Here is a 15,674-nt window from a genome sequence, read left to right on the forward strand (position 1 = left end):
ACGCCTTAAATCACGGACTAATTCATCTTACTTTTAGCGCATAATTATTGATAATTCTGCACTGCCACTCACCTTACCCGCCACATTATTACCACGAGAATAAAGCTCATACACTAGCTCATTATTAAAGCTAACATTGGTTTGTAGTGCGGTAATTTTAGCTAAATCAATCGGCTTCTGATCTAAGGTAATCGGTGTTTTATTACCATTAACCATGACGTACATTTTGACATACGCACCGGCTTGCTGTTGAGCATTCAATAAGTTCACTTCCAGATTATTGCCTGCGTAGTACTGCGGCTTCACATTGCCTGATAACGAAATCGTCGCGGCGATCTTATTCGCAATTTGATCGCACTGCACCGACATGTTATTTCGCATAGTAGAAAGCAACTCATTACTTTTGCTACTTGCACTATGAGAACCAAAATTAACATAAGATGGTGTATTTAATGTGCAAGTTAGCCCTGATACCGTCACGATAATATTTTCTGTTTTGGGAACAATTTGCCTGGCAGTCGTTCTATTTTGAGGATTTTGAATAACAATGCCAATATCATCATCTAATCGGTAGGTGCCACTACGTTGGTTACCCGTTCCATAAATCAACATACGCCCTGTTGCGGTAACGGTATGGCGTATTGCCGGTGTTGGCGTACTTTGATTGGGGGACCAGAGGCAGTCTCCTATACCTAACTGCTCATTGGTACCAGATCCCCATCCATTAAAATGCCCAGTGATGGTATCGAGGTAGCTATTGTTTGAGTAGTTTCTTCTTTCATCAACAAACACAAATTCAGGTACCATGATCATCTCACCGCCAGCAATAGGCATCCCTCTGACACCATCAATATTGATGACTAACCCCCCACGATCAACACAGTAGTTTATGATTCCATTAAAATTATTATAAAACTGTACATAGTAAAAATTAGCCTTTTCATTCCAAGCGGGTGGGTTCGTCATCCCCGTTAGCGAAGTATTATATTCACCATAAACACCAATCAATCCACGTCCATTCATAACCGTCACTGTTTTGGCAAAACTGGGTATACTCGCCATAAAAGTTAACACACAGCTCAGTAGTAAGCTTTTCCATCCCACTAATATCTTGTTCTTTATTACATTGATTTTCATAAAATATTCATCCAATTAGTGGCATGACAGGGTTAAATTGCGTAATGATGAATAGGCATTTTCTGTGGATTTATCCATATTAAAAGGCGCTTCGCAGCGCTCGGAACCACTTTTACCCCATTTGATAACTATCTGCCCTGACTCTGGCAATCCACTTAAATAAACGCGTCCGTTATCACTTACAATGCCTGAAATGATGGCATCATCTGTATTATCATCTTGGTGCAACGAGGCGATTGCGCCCATTGGAACGTTGTTTGGTTGCTGCAAAGTGATCATCGCTTGATACCCTTTTAAGGTTTTAAAGTTCGCTCTCACAATTGCCCCTTTAGTTGGGTAAAGGTTCAGCGCATTCTCTTTGCTTTCAACGTTCTCAGGTAATGTATTCACATCCAAATTTGCAATATTTTGCGTATAGTCTGATAAATGCGGAATAATACCGTAGCCATTGGCATCGATAACCGTTGAGCCATTATTCACCTTAGTTCCCGCTGCATCTGGGGCATAAACTATGGCTGCCGAATTACCTAAATACTGACTTAGCAAAACACCACCTGAATGGATAACTATTCCACCTGATGCATTGGCATACATCATTTGGCTATCACGACCATAGCTATATCCGCCACCGTAATACCCTTTACTGCCTTGATAGCCCACATTCACCGAGCTTGTCATTTTTTGATCGCGATTATCGCCACTTTCAGTCAGCTGATAACTCAGCTTGTTATCTAATAACTGGCCATTAATACCGACCTGCTGGTAAGTGCGCCCTGAATTATCATGGCTCACTTGGAACGTACTATTAATGTTCTCAATATTCTTGTGTTCACTGAAAATGCTGAATGGAATACTCATATTCACACTAACTTGCTTATTTTCAGGCCAATTTCCATTACCTTCGGTACGGCTAATGCTGTAATCAATGCCATAGTTGATACCACGATAAAAACCGTTATAACCAATACCTAGCGTCGTTACTGTGTCAGATTTACCCCAATAATCACTGCGCATTCCGCGTAAATAGATAGAACCCCATTTACCCAGAGATTGGTTAATATAGGTTTGGAAACTGCTACGCTGGCGACCATTAAGCCACGGTGCAACGTTCTCTTTTAACTGATAACCCACTTGGTTGAAATCCGCAAAACTGTAGTATTCTTTCGTTGAGTAGCGCAGTGCGGTTAAATCAACGGATGTGCCACTTTCTGATAAGTTTTTAGAATAGCGAACACGAAGAGATTGCCCTTGCTTACTTTCATGATTAATTGAGGCTTGTGCGTGGGTAATATCCATGGAAAGCGCACCAAAACTACCGAGTGAAATCCCAGTTCCAACCATTCCGCTCCAATAATGATTTGCCCCGAGTAAACCTGTATACAGAGTGATTGACTTCGGTAAACCATAGATCAGCGTTCCCATAATAAACTGCTGCTCTTTGGAACCGTCCGTGATCCCTCCATCATATTTACCCGTAGCAACTTCATATTTAACTCCGCCAGCACGTTGCATGACGGGCAATGAAGAGAATGCTTGAGTGAATACTCGCGTTGTTCCATCTTCCTCTTGAACAGAAACCTCTAAGTCCCCTGCCGTTCCCGTTGGATAAATATCATTGATGACAAAAGGTCCTGGTGCCACATAGGTTTGATAAATAATATTGCCATTTTGTCTGATGATGATCCGCGAGTTAGACATTGCAACACCACGAATTTCCGGAGCAAATCCACGATCTCCTTTGGACAGCATGAGTTCATTCGATAACAAGCGAACACCTTTAAATGGAACGCTATCAAAGACATCGCTGAGTGTACTGGTTTCCCCAATCACTAACTCAGAATCTAAACGCTGAATGTCCCGTGAAACCGTTATGCGCGAAAACTCGCTTTCCCGATGACTGGTGCTGTAGCCATTGCTCTTGGATTTGTTTTCCATATACTGAAAGTTTGAACGCAAGCGCCACGCCGCCAAGTTAAAACCACCGCTAATATTGGCATACAACGAATCATTGGTATTTTTACCACTTGCACTGGAGCCACTGTGCTTTTGTTTACTTCCATTGACTTGATAATTAAACAAAAACGCAGTGACCCCTTGGTCCAATAAACTCGGGTCTATCGCACCACGCGATTTATGACGCATGGCAACTTGAGGAATATTGATATTGAGATCCAACTTAGATATATCAAACTGAACTTGAGAATCTGGTAGAGCAGCCTCTAAAGACGCAATCGGTTCATCTTTTGGTAAGGATCTTAATGTTGAAATACTCTCAACATTAACGCCATATTCATCTAATAACGCAGGTGTAATTTCCGGCACAATATTTCCCGCCGTATCTGCGGAAAAATAGATCTCTTTTTGCCCTTGATCTTCTTTGTTGATCCTCAGTGTAACCATATAACGCCCCGCCGTTACCGATTCAGAGCGCGTAAATGCAGATAAATCAATGCTATCTACGCTAGTTCCTTCAGGTAGATTTAATAGTGTCGGATCAAAATAAGGTTCTGCCACCGCATTCCCCATGGATAAACAACATGCCAGAGCCAAAGCAATTGGAGAGACGGTAAAAGCGCCATCACGCATTTTAGCTTTCATTCTCGCCTCTCACTTCAACCTTTGTAGGTATGCTGTATTCATTCAACACACGCCATGTAATCGTACCTGATACATTTTTTTCGAGAAAAATAACCTGTTGCCCAAAAGGGGCAATTCCATGGGTGAACTTTTCTACTGGCACCTCATAATCCCCCACTGACAGGCTGGCTAATGTCATAGAGAGTGGCGTTGGATTAGTAATCGTGATTTTGCTGCCTTGCACAGTGACGTCTAACTTTGCGGTTTGAGCATCTAAACGCAATTCTTCAATTTGTTTCGGGCGATACAACATTTTTAAATAAATAGTTGGCGCCAAAATAAATTGTGATGAGGCCTTATCATTCGCGCTAGATTCTGGGATCACTTTCAGTGCAACGTAGAAAACAGTTTCTCTATCGGTAGCGAGCTTTCCATCATTAACACGCTGAATACGCCAGTTAAAACGCTCATTGATATCTAATTTATGTAATGGCGGCGTAATCAAAAAAGCCTCATGACTTTCCCCTTGATGTTCAGTCAAAGGTAAACCGGTTTGAAGATCTGTCGGTACAACCTGCGCCTGGATCAATGCCGCTTTTGAGGTACCATTTTGTAGACCCGCAGAGATCCCTTTGGTATTACTTTCCAAATAGACCAAACGTTCAGGTGAAAAATGAAAACCTTCATTTGTCTCTGAGGCAAATGCATGGCTTAGCGTCATCATTAAAATCCACCCACACAGCGATTTCATTACTGACATAACAGCCCCTTATTCTCCTTCACAGAACCGGAGTAAGGCGCAGTGTCACCACCGTAATCATTGATGGCTTGCCAACGCATCGGAGTTTGTACGGAAATGGATTCTGAAATCGCCAATGTCTGCTGACTAAAAGGTGCCACCATCGTGCCAGCGAATTGAGCAAACACTTGATTACCCACTTTGACTTCGCTGAGCGTAATAAAATAAGGGGAGTGATTCGCTACACATAAACCTTTCGGCGATGTATGAAATTGCAAATTAGCAACGGCAGCATCTGGCGACTGAGTAAATTTAACGGGACGATAAAATAGCTTAATGACTAAGCGAGTACCGATAGATAATTGCGCCGCTGCATTTTCTGTTAATTCAGGAGAAACACCAGGAATAGCAATCGCGCTAAAATAGAAAACTGACTCTCTATCTTGAGGCAATGATTCTGGAGAGCTTTGTAATAAGACTTTCATCGTTTGCTGTTTATTCGCATCTAAACGATATAAAGGTGGAATAACAGAAAACAGTGGCGATTCTTGAGTGCCCGTTGGTGTATTAAATACACCGGACTGAATTAAATAAATGTCATCACTGTCATTGGTTAATGCCACTGATTGCTGAGTGTCGGAATCACTCCAAATAATACGACTTTTTTCTAGACGTAATCCCGCTTGTGCTGAATTAACGTTAATGCTAATTAACAGCACCAATAAATGAGAAATGAAAAATAATGCACCTGTTTTCTTAAACATTTTTGAAAGTATTCCGTTATTTTTATTATTAATAGATTTATCACTCAATAAACGGCTCAATAAGCTAAAACGGTAAACATCATGGTGGCTTTAAATGTGCCTAATTGAATTTTCTGAATGTTTTGACAATTTCCACATGAAAGTGCCGTGACCACTGTAATTTGACTTCCTTGATTGCTGGTCGTAGACAAATCCCAAACTGAATCTCCACTGACCTTATTTTTTCCATCTGCTTTTAATCGAATCCCCACACCGCCTGAAGAGCCACTTTCCTTAAACAGGGCTTCCCCGTTCATGACTTGACTAGGACCAGTCACAATGACTTTGCTACCATTTAATGTTCCCAGTCCTGAGCAGTTAGCTAAGGTTAAAATAACATTACGATTCAGAGCGGTACTGGTACCTAAGTCATTATCAACAATGGTTTGAGGTTTCACTTTTCCATAAGCCACCACACTTTCGGAGAGGTTTACATCGCACGTTCTGCGATATAAATGCGCATCAAAGTTAATACTCACCGAATTTGAGGCAGCAAACATTTCCCCTGTAAAAACGAATAATGAAGCCATAAGAAAATATGAATACTTGTTCATATCACCTCCATTTATGGCATCACAACAGTGAATAAAATGGCCGCTTTCACAGCACCTGCAGTGACGGTGTTATTACCGACTTGGCGAATAAACCCTACCGTAAAAGGTTTTTCTCCATCATTATCCCCTACGGGTAGAAGCACAGAATCACCATTAACGACTGTTTTTCCTGCATTGTAATAACCAGAAAGCTCCTTCACCGCGCCATCTTTCAGCATAAAACCAACGCCTTTGGCGCCTTTTGGATCAGCTGTTAAAAACAAATTGGTATCGGCAGCTGTATTCCCTGTCACTTTTATTTCAGGGCGAGCATTGGTTTCATAGCCCGTACATTTATACGACAAGCTTAATAGCTGGATATCTACCGCATCATTCGCCGCAAATTCGCCCACAGAAGGACGTCGTTTGAATTCAATCAATGAAGGGCTAACCGCAATATCGCACTCTCCTGCATTGTCAATTTCTGCGGTCAACTCTAGGGTATTCGCTGCATTCACTTCAGGTATCGCCACAATGGAAAATATCCCAGCGAAAAGCGCCCATCGATACTGTCCCAGTTTAAGGTTGTGAATACTCACTTCGTCCCCCAAGATCATTGATGACAGCCCAGACTTTTTTGCCTTTTTTCACCGGGGTTGGGTAATCCATACTGCTAAAAGGCGCTATCATGGTGTTATTCATTTCAGGGTTTAACGTCACCGCTTTTTCCCCCACACTCAATGATGACAATGTGATGTAATACGGCGATGGATTAATCACTTTGATTCCGCTCGCTGTCTCTTCAAATGTCAGGCTACCTTGAGCTTGCTCTACCGTTAACGTTAGGTTTTTAGGGCGATAAAAAACTTTAATCACACTCTCTAATGCAATTTTCACTTCACCTTTCATTGCTGCATTCTGCTGCCCAGCATTCTTTTCACTTGCCGCAATGGCTCTAGCATGAAAATAAAAAACTGATTCCCTATCTTTCGGTAATACAGATGCTCCTGCGCCTTCCACTAAACGAACATCGCGCTGCTGGCTTGATGCCAGATAGAACATAGGAGGAAGCACATCTAAAGTTTGGTCTTGCGCCGCACCTTTGGCGGTTTTTGTCAGATAAACCTGAACCAAATATTCTTCCTTCTCTGTACTATTGCGCAGAGTGACAGGGACTGACTGATTTCCTTGGTTGAAAATAACTCGAGTGGCATTGATACCGACTCCAGCCGCAGATGTCGTTCCTATTTGAATAAAAAACAGAGTTGCAAAAATAGGGAGCGTACGGAGTAAAGTGAATAATTTCATGTTTTACCTTCTCGTGATGCGTTACAAAGTGAAATGGCAGAAACCTGCCATTTCACAACAAACTTACTCGTAGCTTACAGAGAAAGTAATCGGCGCTTCGATACGTTGTGAAGCGGGTTTGCTCACAGTTGAGTTCAATGCCACATTCATTGGGATCACAGCAGAACCGCCTTCAGCCAGAGACTTAATGCTGCTTAATTGAACGTTTGTATTTGGCTTTACTTCTTTACCGTCAGCAGTCACTGCCACACCAACAGTTCCTTTTTCAACATTGTTAAATAAAGAAGTATTCGCTGCTAAAGCAGTACCTTTCACGTACATTTGTACGAACTTACCACTTTCACCATCAAACTCTTGGCTGCAGTTGGATAAGCTCATATCAAAATTATGAGTACTACCAGCTATAGTTCCAACCGTTTGAATATCTGAAGAGATAAACGTTCCTAAATCGATATTGGTATTTGTGACGCTTAAATCACATGTCGCAGCAGCAATATTTCCAGTTACTGTCACTTGTGCGTTCGTTGCTGACATTGCTGCACCTGAAAAGCCTAAGCCAGCAGCGATAGATAATACGATCAGATTTTTTTTATTAATTAACATAGTAAACCCTTATTAATAGGCAATATAAAATTGAAATAAATATATTTTTATCAAAACAAAACCGATATGACTTTATTAAAAAATAACAAGCCAAATAAAAATTTAATTTTTCTAAAAAATAAATTAAGGCGTGTTTTATAAAAACTAATTCATGCTTGTTATTTCCCAAGCATACTACTTGAATATTCTTACTCGGTATACGCACCTCAAGAGTCATATCAGTAACAATCTGTAAATTGCCATTTCATAATAAAACCCCAAAAGTACACCCATGATTAGTAAATTCAATTAAAAACCTTAACTTTAATCAACTTTTGATTACATTAAATTAACAAAAACAACCTAAATAATTCATACTTGTGATTTTCGCATTTAAATAAATGAAAATCATTCTCACTTAAATAATAAAATAAATATACCAAACATCACGTATACGTTAATTTGACTAAGTTATTTTTTCTCATAACAGAAAAATAAAAAATAAAATAACCACCCATATTTCGAGTTAATATTGATTCTTTGTTTTTTACATTTTTTAATAAATAGGAAACTATGATGAAAGCATAATTATAGTGAAATTAATTTTTACAAATAACGAATTTTTTATTTTTCATAATAAAAATAAATTTAACTTTATTCATAAAAAATAGAAGTAAAAATAAAAAGTAATTTAGGATAAGAACAAAGCCCTAGTATTTAACTAGGACTTTATTTATCTAAAAAAGATATTTTATCTTTGAAGGAGGGAATTAACTCAAATCAAAAAGGCATCACCTGATAATGCACTAATAGCCAAATTGTCACATAGGCAAATATGGCAGCAATAATGTCATCAATCATAATGCCAAACCCGCCACTGACTCGGCGGTCAAAGATACGGATAGGCCAAGGTTTCCACATGTCGTAAACACGGAAAATCAAAAAGCCGGTGAGAACCCACTGGATACTCACCACAGGGATGGCCATTAACGTGATCCACATTCCAATAAACTCATCCCAAACAATACTGCCATGGTCATGGATCCTCATATCATCGGAAGTGCGTTGGCATATCCAACACCCAAACCAGAATCCAACGACGATAATAACCCAGAGGCTCCATACAGGGAGTTTGTCCATTAGCAACCAAAATGGAATGGCGGCTAATGAGCCCATTGTACCGGGAACAATTGGCGATAAACCACTTCCGAACCCCGTCGCTAGCAGGTGCCACGGATTACGCATATTCAATCGTTTTTTTGCTGCTGCTTTTTCTTGAGCGGTTGCCATGGACATTTTCCTAAACAAAATGATCGAAGCCCTTGAGGTCAACCTCAACAGCTTGGTTATCACAAAAATAACTGATCCCTTCAGATTGAGGCTTGATTTGGCCAATACAGGTAAAACCTGACCCCGTATGAGCAAGCGCTACTTCTAAGGCTCCCCGATTCATTTCAGGTACTGTAAAGCATAGCTCATAGTCTTCACCACCACTTAACGACCAAACTCTTGCTTGCTCCACAGAACAGTTCTGCTTCAACGCATCGGACTGTGGTAGCGCATCGAGATTGATCCTCGCCCCACAACCGCTCGCTTTTAATATATGGTTGAGATCAGAAACTAACCCATCTGAAATATCTATCGCAGATGAAGCCAAATTGCGTAAAGCCTGCCCCTGCAAAATACGCGGTTGTGGGCGTAAATGACGCTCAATCAACCACTCCTTATGCTCAGGGCTTTCAGGCTGTAACCTGTTTTGCAGTATCGCAAGTCCCGCAGCACTATCTCCCAAAGTACCCGTCACATAAATCCAATCACCATTACGTGCACCAGAGCGAGATAACGCTTTGCCAATTGGCACAAGACCATGAACGGTATAGGTTAAACTCATTGGTCCACGGGTCGTATCTCCCCCAATCAGCTGCATTCCATAGTAATTCAGTTGTTCAAACAACATATCGCTAAAAGATTGCAACCATTCATGGTTTACGCTCGGTAGGGTAATAGCTAAAGAGACCCAAGCTGGATCCGCTCCCATCGCAGCAAGATCACTTAAATTTGAAGCTAGGGATTTATAGGCAAGGTCAGCGGGAGAGATATCGGGTAGAAAATGAATACCGGAAACTAGGGTGTCCGTACTCACAGCAAGTTGCTGTTTCTCAGGGATAGTCATTAGCGCACAATCATCGCCAATACCGATGTTAACATCACGTCGGTTTACAGGTTGGCGATTAAAAAAACGTGCGATGAGGTCAAATTCGCCATATGACATGGTAGATTTTCCATTTTCGCTATGCCTAGCTCGTCAATAAACTGAAAAGCCAGACATAAGTACTAGGATAGACTGGAACCCAGCCTACCCATTATGACTTACGTATTACAGGAGGGAACCTGATTATGTTTATTTCTTACGACGTACCGCAGGTGCTGCTTTATCTAACACACCGTTGACAAATTTATGGCTATCTTCAGCACCAAAAACTTTAGCTAATTCAATACCTTCGTTGATAGCAACTTTGAAAGGTACATCTTCTCTATAGCTTAGTTCATACATTGCTACACGTAAAATCGCTTTCTCAACTTGACCTAACTCTTCTAACTGACGAGATAAGTAAGGTGACATTAATTGATCCAGCTTCGTAGCATTGTTTGCAATACCAGAAATCAGCTCACGGAAATAGGTTACGTCAACGTCAGACATGTCCTGTTCAGCAATAAACTCATATTCTACGTCGGCAATAGGATTACCGGATAATTGCCATGAATAGATGGCCTGTACAGCACACTCACGAGCGCGGCGACGAGCAGCAGGTTTCACAAGATTCCCCTTAAATAAAAAAAACTACACAGCATATCTCGAACTCACAGAGCCCGAGATATGGCGCGTATTATTTGCCTTTTACAGCTTTAATCACATTAATCATTTCGAGAGCGGTCAGTGCAGCTTCTGCACCTTTGTTACCTGCTTTAGTACCAGCACGCTCAATGGCTTGCTCGATATTTTCAGTGGTTAATACACCGAAAGTCACAGGAACTTCGCTATTTAATGCAACATGAGACAGACCTGAGCTGCACTCACCCGCAACAAATTCAAAGTGGGCAGTACCGCCACGAATAACAGTACCTAATGCGATAACTGCATCATATTTTTTGGTTTCAACCAATGCTTTCACGGTCAGTGGTAATTCATAAGCACCTGGCACCCAAACAACGGTGATGTTATCTTGAGCAACTTGGCCAATACGCTCTAACGCGTCAACAGCACCGTCCAGCAGGCTATCATTAATAAAGTTGTTAAAACGAGCGATAGCGATAGCAACACGCGCTTTTGGCGCAGCAACAACACCTTTGATTACGTTCATAATCTTCCTCAAATATTAATTACAACCCGCGGGGCGCGGATTTTATCACATTCTTTAGGTAACCGTACGAGTGAATTTCAGCAAACCGCTAAAAAAACACATTTACCATACAGGCCGTAACCTGACGCGAAGGTCATTTCCGACTTTCTCAACGTCAGTAAATTCAAATTGAGGCGCATCTGATAATGCGCTTAATTCAGGGAGACTCACTAACCCACGCGCAGTATCCCCAAGTAATTTAGGGGCGATATAGACGATCAGTTCGTCGACTAAACCGAGTTTTAATAACGAACCTGCAAGCTTAGCACCCGCCTCTACCCAAATACTGTTCACATTACGTTTCGCTAATTGCATCATCAAAATCACTAAGTCGATGCCATTATCATCAGCAGGAATAGCAAGCTGTTCGACATTTCCCTGCCATGTTTCTGTGGTATCCGGCGTTGGGCGAATTAGCCAGCATTCACCGTCTAACTGCGTCACTTTGTGTTCAGGTTTCACGCGATTGTGTCTATCTAACACGATACGAATAGGTTGGCGCAGCTTTTCTTCTGGGTATTGAGCTTGAACATCCGCAGGTAATTCGTTCCAGCGCACCGTTAATGCAGGGTCATCAGCAAGCACGGTATTACTGGTACTTAAAATAGCGCTGGCTTGAGCACGTAGAACTTGAACATCTTTACGCGACGCAGGGCTAGTAATCCACTTGCTTTCCCCATTCGCTAATGCGGTTTTGCCATCTAATGATGCAGCAAGTTTTAATTGAATATAAGGAAATGCGGTACGCATACGTTTTAAAAAGCCACGGTTTATTGCTTCGGCTTCTTCCAACAAAATATTACTAGCAGTTTCTATTCCCGCTTGGGATAGCATAAATAAGCCGCGGCCAGCCACTTGAGGGTTAGGGTCTTGCATTGCAGCGACTACGCGGGAGATCCCCGCATTAATTAATGCTTCCGCACAAGGTGGGGTGCGACCGTGATGGCTACAAGGCTCAAGAGTCACGTAAGCTGTCGCGCCTTTCGCTTTATCACCCGCCATTCGAAGCGCATGGACTTCCGCATGCGGCTCTCCTGCTTTTTGATGATAACCTTCGCCGACAATTTCACCTTCGCGCACAATCACGCAACCCACATTGGGGTTCGGCGATGTAGTAAAACGCCCTTTTTTTGCCAATTCAAAGGCCCGGGCCATGTAGATACGGTCTTGTTCAAGCATCGGTATTAGTCCTGTAACTTGGCAATTTCTTCGCCAAATTCACGTACATCTTCAAAACTACGATAGACCGAGGCAAAGCGAATGTAAGCCACTTTATCGAGTTTTTTGAGTTCATCCATCACCAAATTACCAATTAACTTCGAGGGAACTTCGCGTTCGCCAGTCGCTCGTAGGTGGGATTTAATAGAAATTATGGCTTGATCGATAGCATCAGAACTGACAGGGCGTTTTTCTAGGGCTTTCAACATGCCTCTGTTGAGCTTTTCTTCATCGAAAGGCTCGCGAATGTCATCACTTTTAATTACCCGAGGCATAACAAGTTCCGCCACTTCAAATGTAGTGAAGCGTTCATGGCAAACCAAACACTGGCGGCGCCTGCGCACTTGTGAGCCTTCACCAACCAGACGCGAGTCAATCACTTTCGTATCTACAGCTGAGCAAAATGGGCAATGCATAGGAATTCCTGATTCTATTTTTGTAGGGTAGATAGTGTAACTCAGACCTGAAATGAAAAACACCCTGAGGATTATTTATCCGCAGGGTGTTTATGATACACGAGTGTCTGTATTCGTTATGGTAATAAAGACTCTTGATCTGCGCCTTCTTTCTCGACTTTCGCCTGAATTAAGTGCTCACGCTTCATACCCATCTTCAGTGCTAATGCAGAAGCCACATAGATAGATGAAATCGTACCAATCGTCACACCGATTAACATAACCAGTGAGAAGCCTTCTAACATCGCGCCACCAAACAGATACAGCATCAGAACCACTAATAATGTCGTTGCTGATGTCATGATGGTACGGCTCAATGTTTGGGTCAAAGAGACGTTCATGATTTCGTACGGTGTACCGCGACGGATCTTACGGAAGTTCTCACGAATACGGTCAGATACCACGATACTATCGTTAAGGGAGTAACCGATAACCGACATCAATGACGCCACGATAGTCATATCAATCTCAATGTGGAATAGAGACAGAATACCTAAAGTGATCACCACGTCATGAGCCAATGCCAATACGGCACCTGCCGCTAAACGCCATTCAAAACGGAAGCCAACGTAAATCAGGATACAGATAAGCGCTGTTAATAACGCTAATGCCCCTGTTTGTGCTAACTCAGCACCTACGCTTGGTCCCACGAATTCAATACGCTTAACCGTCGCTTGCTCATCAACGTTTTTATTGATGATAGTAATGATCTCTTTACCAACCTCTTGACCCGCTATGCCTTCAACCGGCGGTAAACGGATCATGATGTCTCGGCTACTACCAAAGTTCTGAATTAATGGATCTTTATGGTTCGAGTTAGACAGGCTATCACGAATTTTATCCAAATCAGCAGGCTGACTAAGGTTGATTTCAATGACGGTACCGCCCGTAAAATCGAGTCCCCAGTTAAAACCTTTAACACCGATAATCACACAAGAAGCGATCAGTAAAATGATAGAAATGCTAAAGGCAACGTTGTCCCAGCGCATAAAGTCATAGACTTTACGACCATAGTTCAATTGTTCAACAGTATAATCCTGTGCCACAACGTGCTCCTTAAATTGACAGCTTGTTAATACGTTTACCGCCGTATAGCAGGTTCACGATTGCACGTGTACCAACAATAGCTGTAAACATAGAGGTTGCGACACCAATCGCTGTCGTAATCGCAAAGCCTTTAATCGAACCAGTACCCACTGCATACAGAATTATTGCGGTGATTAAGGTCGTTAAGTTTGCATCGGTAATACTTGAGAAGGCGCCTTTATACCCTTCGTGGATCGCTTGTTGCACTGAGCGTCCGTTACGAAGTTCTTCTTTAATACGTTCGTTTATGAGAACGTTGGCATCGACGGCAACCGCAAGGGTTAGGACGATACCGGCAATACCTGGCATAGTCAGTGTCGCCCCTGGTAACAGAGACATCACACCCACGATTAAGACCAAGTTAGCCATCAGAGCACTACTCGCGATCAGACCAAATTTACGATAGTAAATAATCATAAACAGGATAGAGGCCAACAGACCCGCGATACACGCTTTCAGACCTTGCTCGATGTTTTGCATACCCAATGTTGGACCGATAGTACGTTCTTCAACAATTTGGATTGGCGCAATCAGAGCACCAGCACGCAACAGTAAAGATAATTGACGCGCTTCGTTCGCGTTATCAATTCCCGTAATACGGAATTTGCTACCGAAACGAGCTTGAATACGCGCGGCGTTAATCACTTTTTCATCTTTAACTAAAATCGCACGGCCTGCGGCATCTTTTTTACCACTGTCTTTGTATTCAACAAACAGGGTTGCCATCAGCTTGTCTTGGTTGTCACGAGTAAAGTCAGACATGATTGAGCCACCGGCACTATCAAGGCTAATACTGACTTGCGGATAACCATTTTCATCAGTTTCAGATGTAGAATCAGTAATATGGTCGCCCGTTAAGACAACACGCTTATACAGAACATAAGGCACGCCATTACGATCAGACTTAAGCTCTGAGTCACCCGGAATTCGTCCACTTTCTGCCGCTGCGCTATCTACACCAGTATTCACTAAGCGGAATTCTAAGGTTGCAGTTGCGCCTAAGATTTCTTTTGCGCGCGCAGTATCTTGGATACCCGGTAATTCAACAACAATGCGATCCGCACCTTGGCGTTGAACAAGTGGTTCAGCAACACCTAATTGGTTAACACGGTTACGAATGATCGTGATGTTTTGAGAGACGGCATAGTTACGCGCTTCACGTAAGCGCTCATCAGTCATAACAGCAATCATGGTGTTATCGCTGCCGTCAGAAAATACTAAATCTGGGTATTTACGCGCCAGTGTTTTCTCAGCAAGACTGCGATCGTCAGCGTTACGGAAGCGAACTTCAACGCTGTAATCACTGCCTTTACGAATAGAAGAGTACGCAATACCTGCTTGGCGCAAGTCATTACGCAAACCATCCATGTTTTGTTCCTGCAATTTACCTAATGCAGTGTCCATATCAACTTCCATCAGGAAGTGAACCCCACCACGTAAGTCCAGACCCAGCTTCATCGGTTCACCACCGAGAGCTTCAAGCCATTTTGGTGTAGCAGGTGCAAGGTTTAATGCAACAACATACTGGTCACCCAGTGCATTCATGATGACTTCACGAGCACGTAACTGAACGTCAGAGTTGTTGAAACGGGCTAAAATTGCCCCATTTTCGAGAGCAACAGATTTGCTCTGAATTTTGTCTGTTTCTAAAGCTTTTTGGACTTGGATCAGCGTTTGTTCATTGGCGGCGGTTCCCCGCACGCCAGTGATCTGAACAGCCGGATCCTCACCATATAGGTTTGGAAGTGCATACAGCAAACCGATGAGGATCGCAGTGATCAACATCAGATACTTCCATAAAGGATAACGGTTTAGCACGGCAGTTCCCTTCGGGA

The 15,674-nt window shown here is 42.4% G+C and carries 16 protein-coding genes; all 16 read right to left on the minus strand.

From position 1 onward, the window contains the following. Positions 1 to 33: 33 nt before the first annotated feature. Complete coding sequence (locus tag GKR71_RS02355) at positions 34 to 1,137, minus strand: hypothetical protein (RefSeq protein ID WP_036953860.1); 1,104 nt, start codon at positions 1,135 to 1,137, stop codon at positions 34 to 36. A gap of 15 nt (positions 1,138 to 1,152) precedes the next feature. Beyond that, positions 1,153 to 3,735 carry a fimbria/pilus outer membrane usher protein gene (locus GKR71_RS02360; protein WP_230085007.1) on the minus strand — a complete coding sequence of 861 codons (2,583 nt, stop codon included), beginning with the start codon at positions 3,733 to 3,735 and terminating at the stop codon, positions 1,153 to 1,155. Next, positions 3,725 to 4,474, minus strand: coding sequence for a fimbrial biogenesis chaperone (locus tag GKR71_RS02365; protein ID WP_036953857.1), 750 nt, complete (start codon positions 4,472 to 4,474; stop codon positions 3,725 to 3,727). The genes GKR71_RS02360 and GKR71_RS02365 overlap by 11 nt, the downstream gene beginning before the upstream one ends. Further along, positions 4,465 to 5,217, minus strand: a complete 753-nt coding sequence (locus tag GKR71_RS02370; RefSeq protein WP_108479251.1) for a fimbrial biogenesis chaperone — start codon at positions 5,215 to 5,217, stop codon at positions 4,465 to 4,467. Before GKR71_RS02370 ends, GKR71_RS02365 begins: the two co-directional genes overlap by 10 nt. A 56-nt stretch (positions 5,218 to 5,273) precedes the next feature. Then, complete coding sequence (locus GKR71_RS02375) at positions 5,274 to 5,810, minus strand: fimbrial protein (protein WP_230082534.1); 537 nt, start codon at positions 5,808 to 5,810, stop codon at positions 5,274 to 5,276. Between the two features lie 11 nt (positions 5,811 to 5,821). Then, a complete protein-coding gene (locus GKR71_RS02380; RefSeq protein ID WP_230085008.1) occupies positions 5,822 to 6,388 on the minus strand; it encodes a fimbrial protein in 567 nt (188 codons plus the stop codon). Further along, positions 6,369 to 7,097, minus strand: a complete 729-nt coding sequence (locus GKR71_RS02385; protein WP_154600155.1) for a fimbrial biogenesis chaperone — start codon at positions 7,095 to 7,097, stop codon at positions 6,369 to 6,371. The genes GKR71_RS02380 and GKR71_RS02385 overlap by 20 nt, the downstream gene beginning before the upstream one ends. Positions 7,098 to 7,160: 63 nt before the next feature. Further along, complete coding sequence (locus GKR71_RS02390; protein WP_154633899.1) at positions 7,161 to 7,700, minus strand: fimbrial protein; 540 nt, start codon at positions 7,698 to 7,700, stop codon at positions 7,161 to 7,163. Positions 7,701 to 8,459: 759 nt separating this feature from the next. Then, positions 8,460 to 8,969 (minus strand): phosphatidylglycerophosphatase A, encoded by a 510-nt coding sequence (gene pgpA / locus GKR71_RS02395; RefSeq protein ID WP_108479247.1) that lies wholly within the window; start codon positions 8,967 to 8,969, stop codon positions 8,460 to 8,462. A 10-nt stretch (positions 8,970 to 8,979) separates the two neighbouring features. Further along, a complete protein-coding gene (gene thiL / locus GKR71_RS02400; protein ID WP_036953844.1) occupies positions 8,980 to 9,951 on the minus strand; it encodes a thiamine-phosphate kinase in 972 nt (323 codons plus the stop codon). A 129-nt stretch (positions 9,952 to 10,080) separates the two neighbouring features. Beyond that, positions 10,081 to 10,497 carry a transcription antitermination factor NusB gene (gene nusB / locus GKR71_RS02405; protein ID WP_036953841.1) on the minus strand — a complete coding sequence of 139 codons (417 nt, stop codon included), beginning with the start codon at positions 10,495 to 10,497 and terminating at the stop codon, positions 10,081 to 10,083. A gap of 70 nt (positions 10,498 to 10,567) precedes the next feature. Then, on the minus strand, positions 10,568 to 11,041 hold the full coding sequence (gene ribH / locus GKR71_RS02410; RefSeq protein WP_036953837.1) for a 6,7-dimethyl-8-ribityllumazine synthase: 474 nt from the start codon (positions 11,039 to 11,041) through the stop codon (positions 10,568 to 10,570). Between the two features lie 102 nt (positions 11,042 to 11,143). Beyond that, positions 11,144 to 12,259, minus strand: coding sequence for a bifunctional diaminohydroxyphosphoribosylaminopyrimidine deaminase/5-amino-6-(5-phosphoribosylamino)uracil reductase RibD (gene ribD, locus GKR71_RS02415; protein ID WP_036953834.1), 1,116 nt, complete (start codon positions 12,257 to 12,259; stop codon positions 11,144 to 11,146). 5 nt (positions 12,260 to 12,264) lie between these two features. Then, a complete protein-coding gene (nrdR, locus tag GKR71_RS02420; protein ID WP_006662792.1) occupies positions 12,265 to 12,714 on the minus strand; it encodes a transcriptional regulator NrdR in 450 nt (149 codons plus the stop codon). 116 nt (positions 12,715 to 12,830) lie between these two features. Then, on the minus strand, positions 12,831 to 13,799 hold the full coding sequence (secF, locus tag GKR71_RS02425; RefSeq protein ID WP_036953831.1) for a protein translocase subunit SecF: 969 nt from the start codon (positions 13,797 to 13,799) through the stop codon (positions 12,831 to 12,833). A 10-nt stretch (positions 13,800 to 13,809) separates the two neighbouring features. Then, positions 13,810 to 15,657, minus strand: a complete 1,848-nt coding sequence (secD, locus tag GKR71_RS02430) for a protein translocase subunit SecD (protein WP_071992161.1) — start codon at positions 15,655 to 15,657, stop codon at positions 13,810 to 13,812. Positions 15,658 to 15,674 lie beyond the last annotated feature (17 nt).

Origin of the sequence: Providencia sp. wls1922 (assembly GCF_009706505.1) — a bacterium.
Lineage (GTDB): Bacteria > Pseudomonadota > Gammaproteobacteria > Enterobacterales > Enterobacteriaceae > Providencia > Providencia lanzhouensis.

What these genes read in the sequence shown, in the direction of transcription:
- GKR71_RS02355 (WP_036953860.1), bottom strand. Translation starts at nt 1,137, where the DNA reads ATGAAAATCAATGTAATAAAGAACAAGATATTAGTGGGATGGAAAAGC.
- GKR71_RS02360 (WP_230085007.1), bottom strand. Translation starts at nt 3,735, where the DNA reads ATGAAAGCTAAAATGCGTGATGGCGCTTTTACCGTCTCTCCAATTGCT.
- GKR71_RS02365 (WP_036953857.1), bottom strand. Translation starts at nt 4,474, where the DNA reads ATGTCAGTAATGAAATCGCTGTGTGGGTGGATTTTAATGATGACGCTA.
- GKR71_RS02370 (WP_108479251.1), bottom strand. Translation starts at nt 5,217, where the DNA reads ATGTTTAAGAAAACAGGTGCATTATTTTTCATTTCTCATTTATTGGTG.
- GKR71_RS02375 (WP_230082534.1), bottom strand. Translation starts at nt 5,810, where the DNA reads ATGAACAAGTATTCATATTTTCTTATGGCTTCATTATTCGTTTTTACA.
- GKR71_RS02385 (WP_154600155.1), bottom strand. Translation starts at nt 7,097, where the DNA reads ATGAAATTATTCACTTTACTCCGTACGCTCCCTATTTTTGCAACTCTG.
- GKR71_RS02390 (WP_154633899.1), bottom strand. Translation starts at nt 7,700, where the DNA reads ATGTTAATTAATAAAAAAAATCTGATCGTATTATCTATCGCTGCTGGC.
- pgpA (WP_108479247.1), bottom strand. Translation starts at nt 8,969, where the DNA reads ATGGCAACCGCTCAAGAAAAAGCAGCAGCAAAAAAACGATTGAATATG.
- thiL (WP_036953844.1), bottom strand. Translation starts at nt 9,951, where the DNA reads ATGTCATATGGCGAATTTGACCTCATCGCACGTTTTTTTAATCGCCAA.
- ribH (WP_036953837.1), bottom strand. Translation starts at nt 11,041, where the DNA reads ATGAACGTAATCAAAGGTGTTGTTGCTGCGCCAAAAGCGCGTGTTGCT.
- ribD (WP_036953834.1), bottom strand. Translation starts at nt 12,259, where the DNA reads ATGCTTGAACAAGACCGTATCTACATGGCCCGGGCCTTTGAATTGGCA.
- nrdR (WP_006662792.1), bottom strand. Translation starts at nt 12,714, where the DNA reads ATGCATTGCCCATTTTGCTCAGCTGTAGATACGAAAGTGATTGACTCG.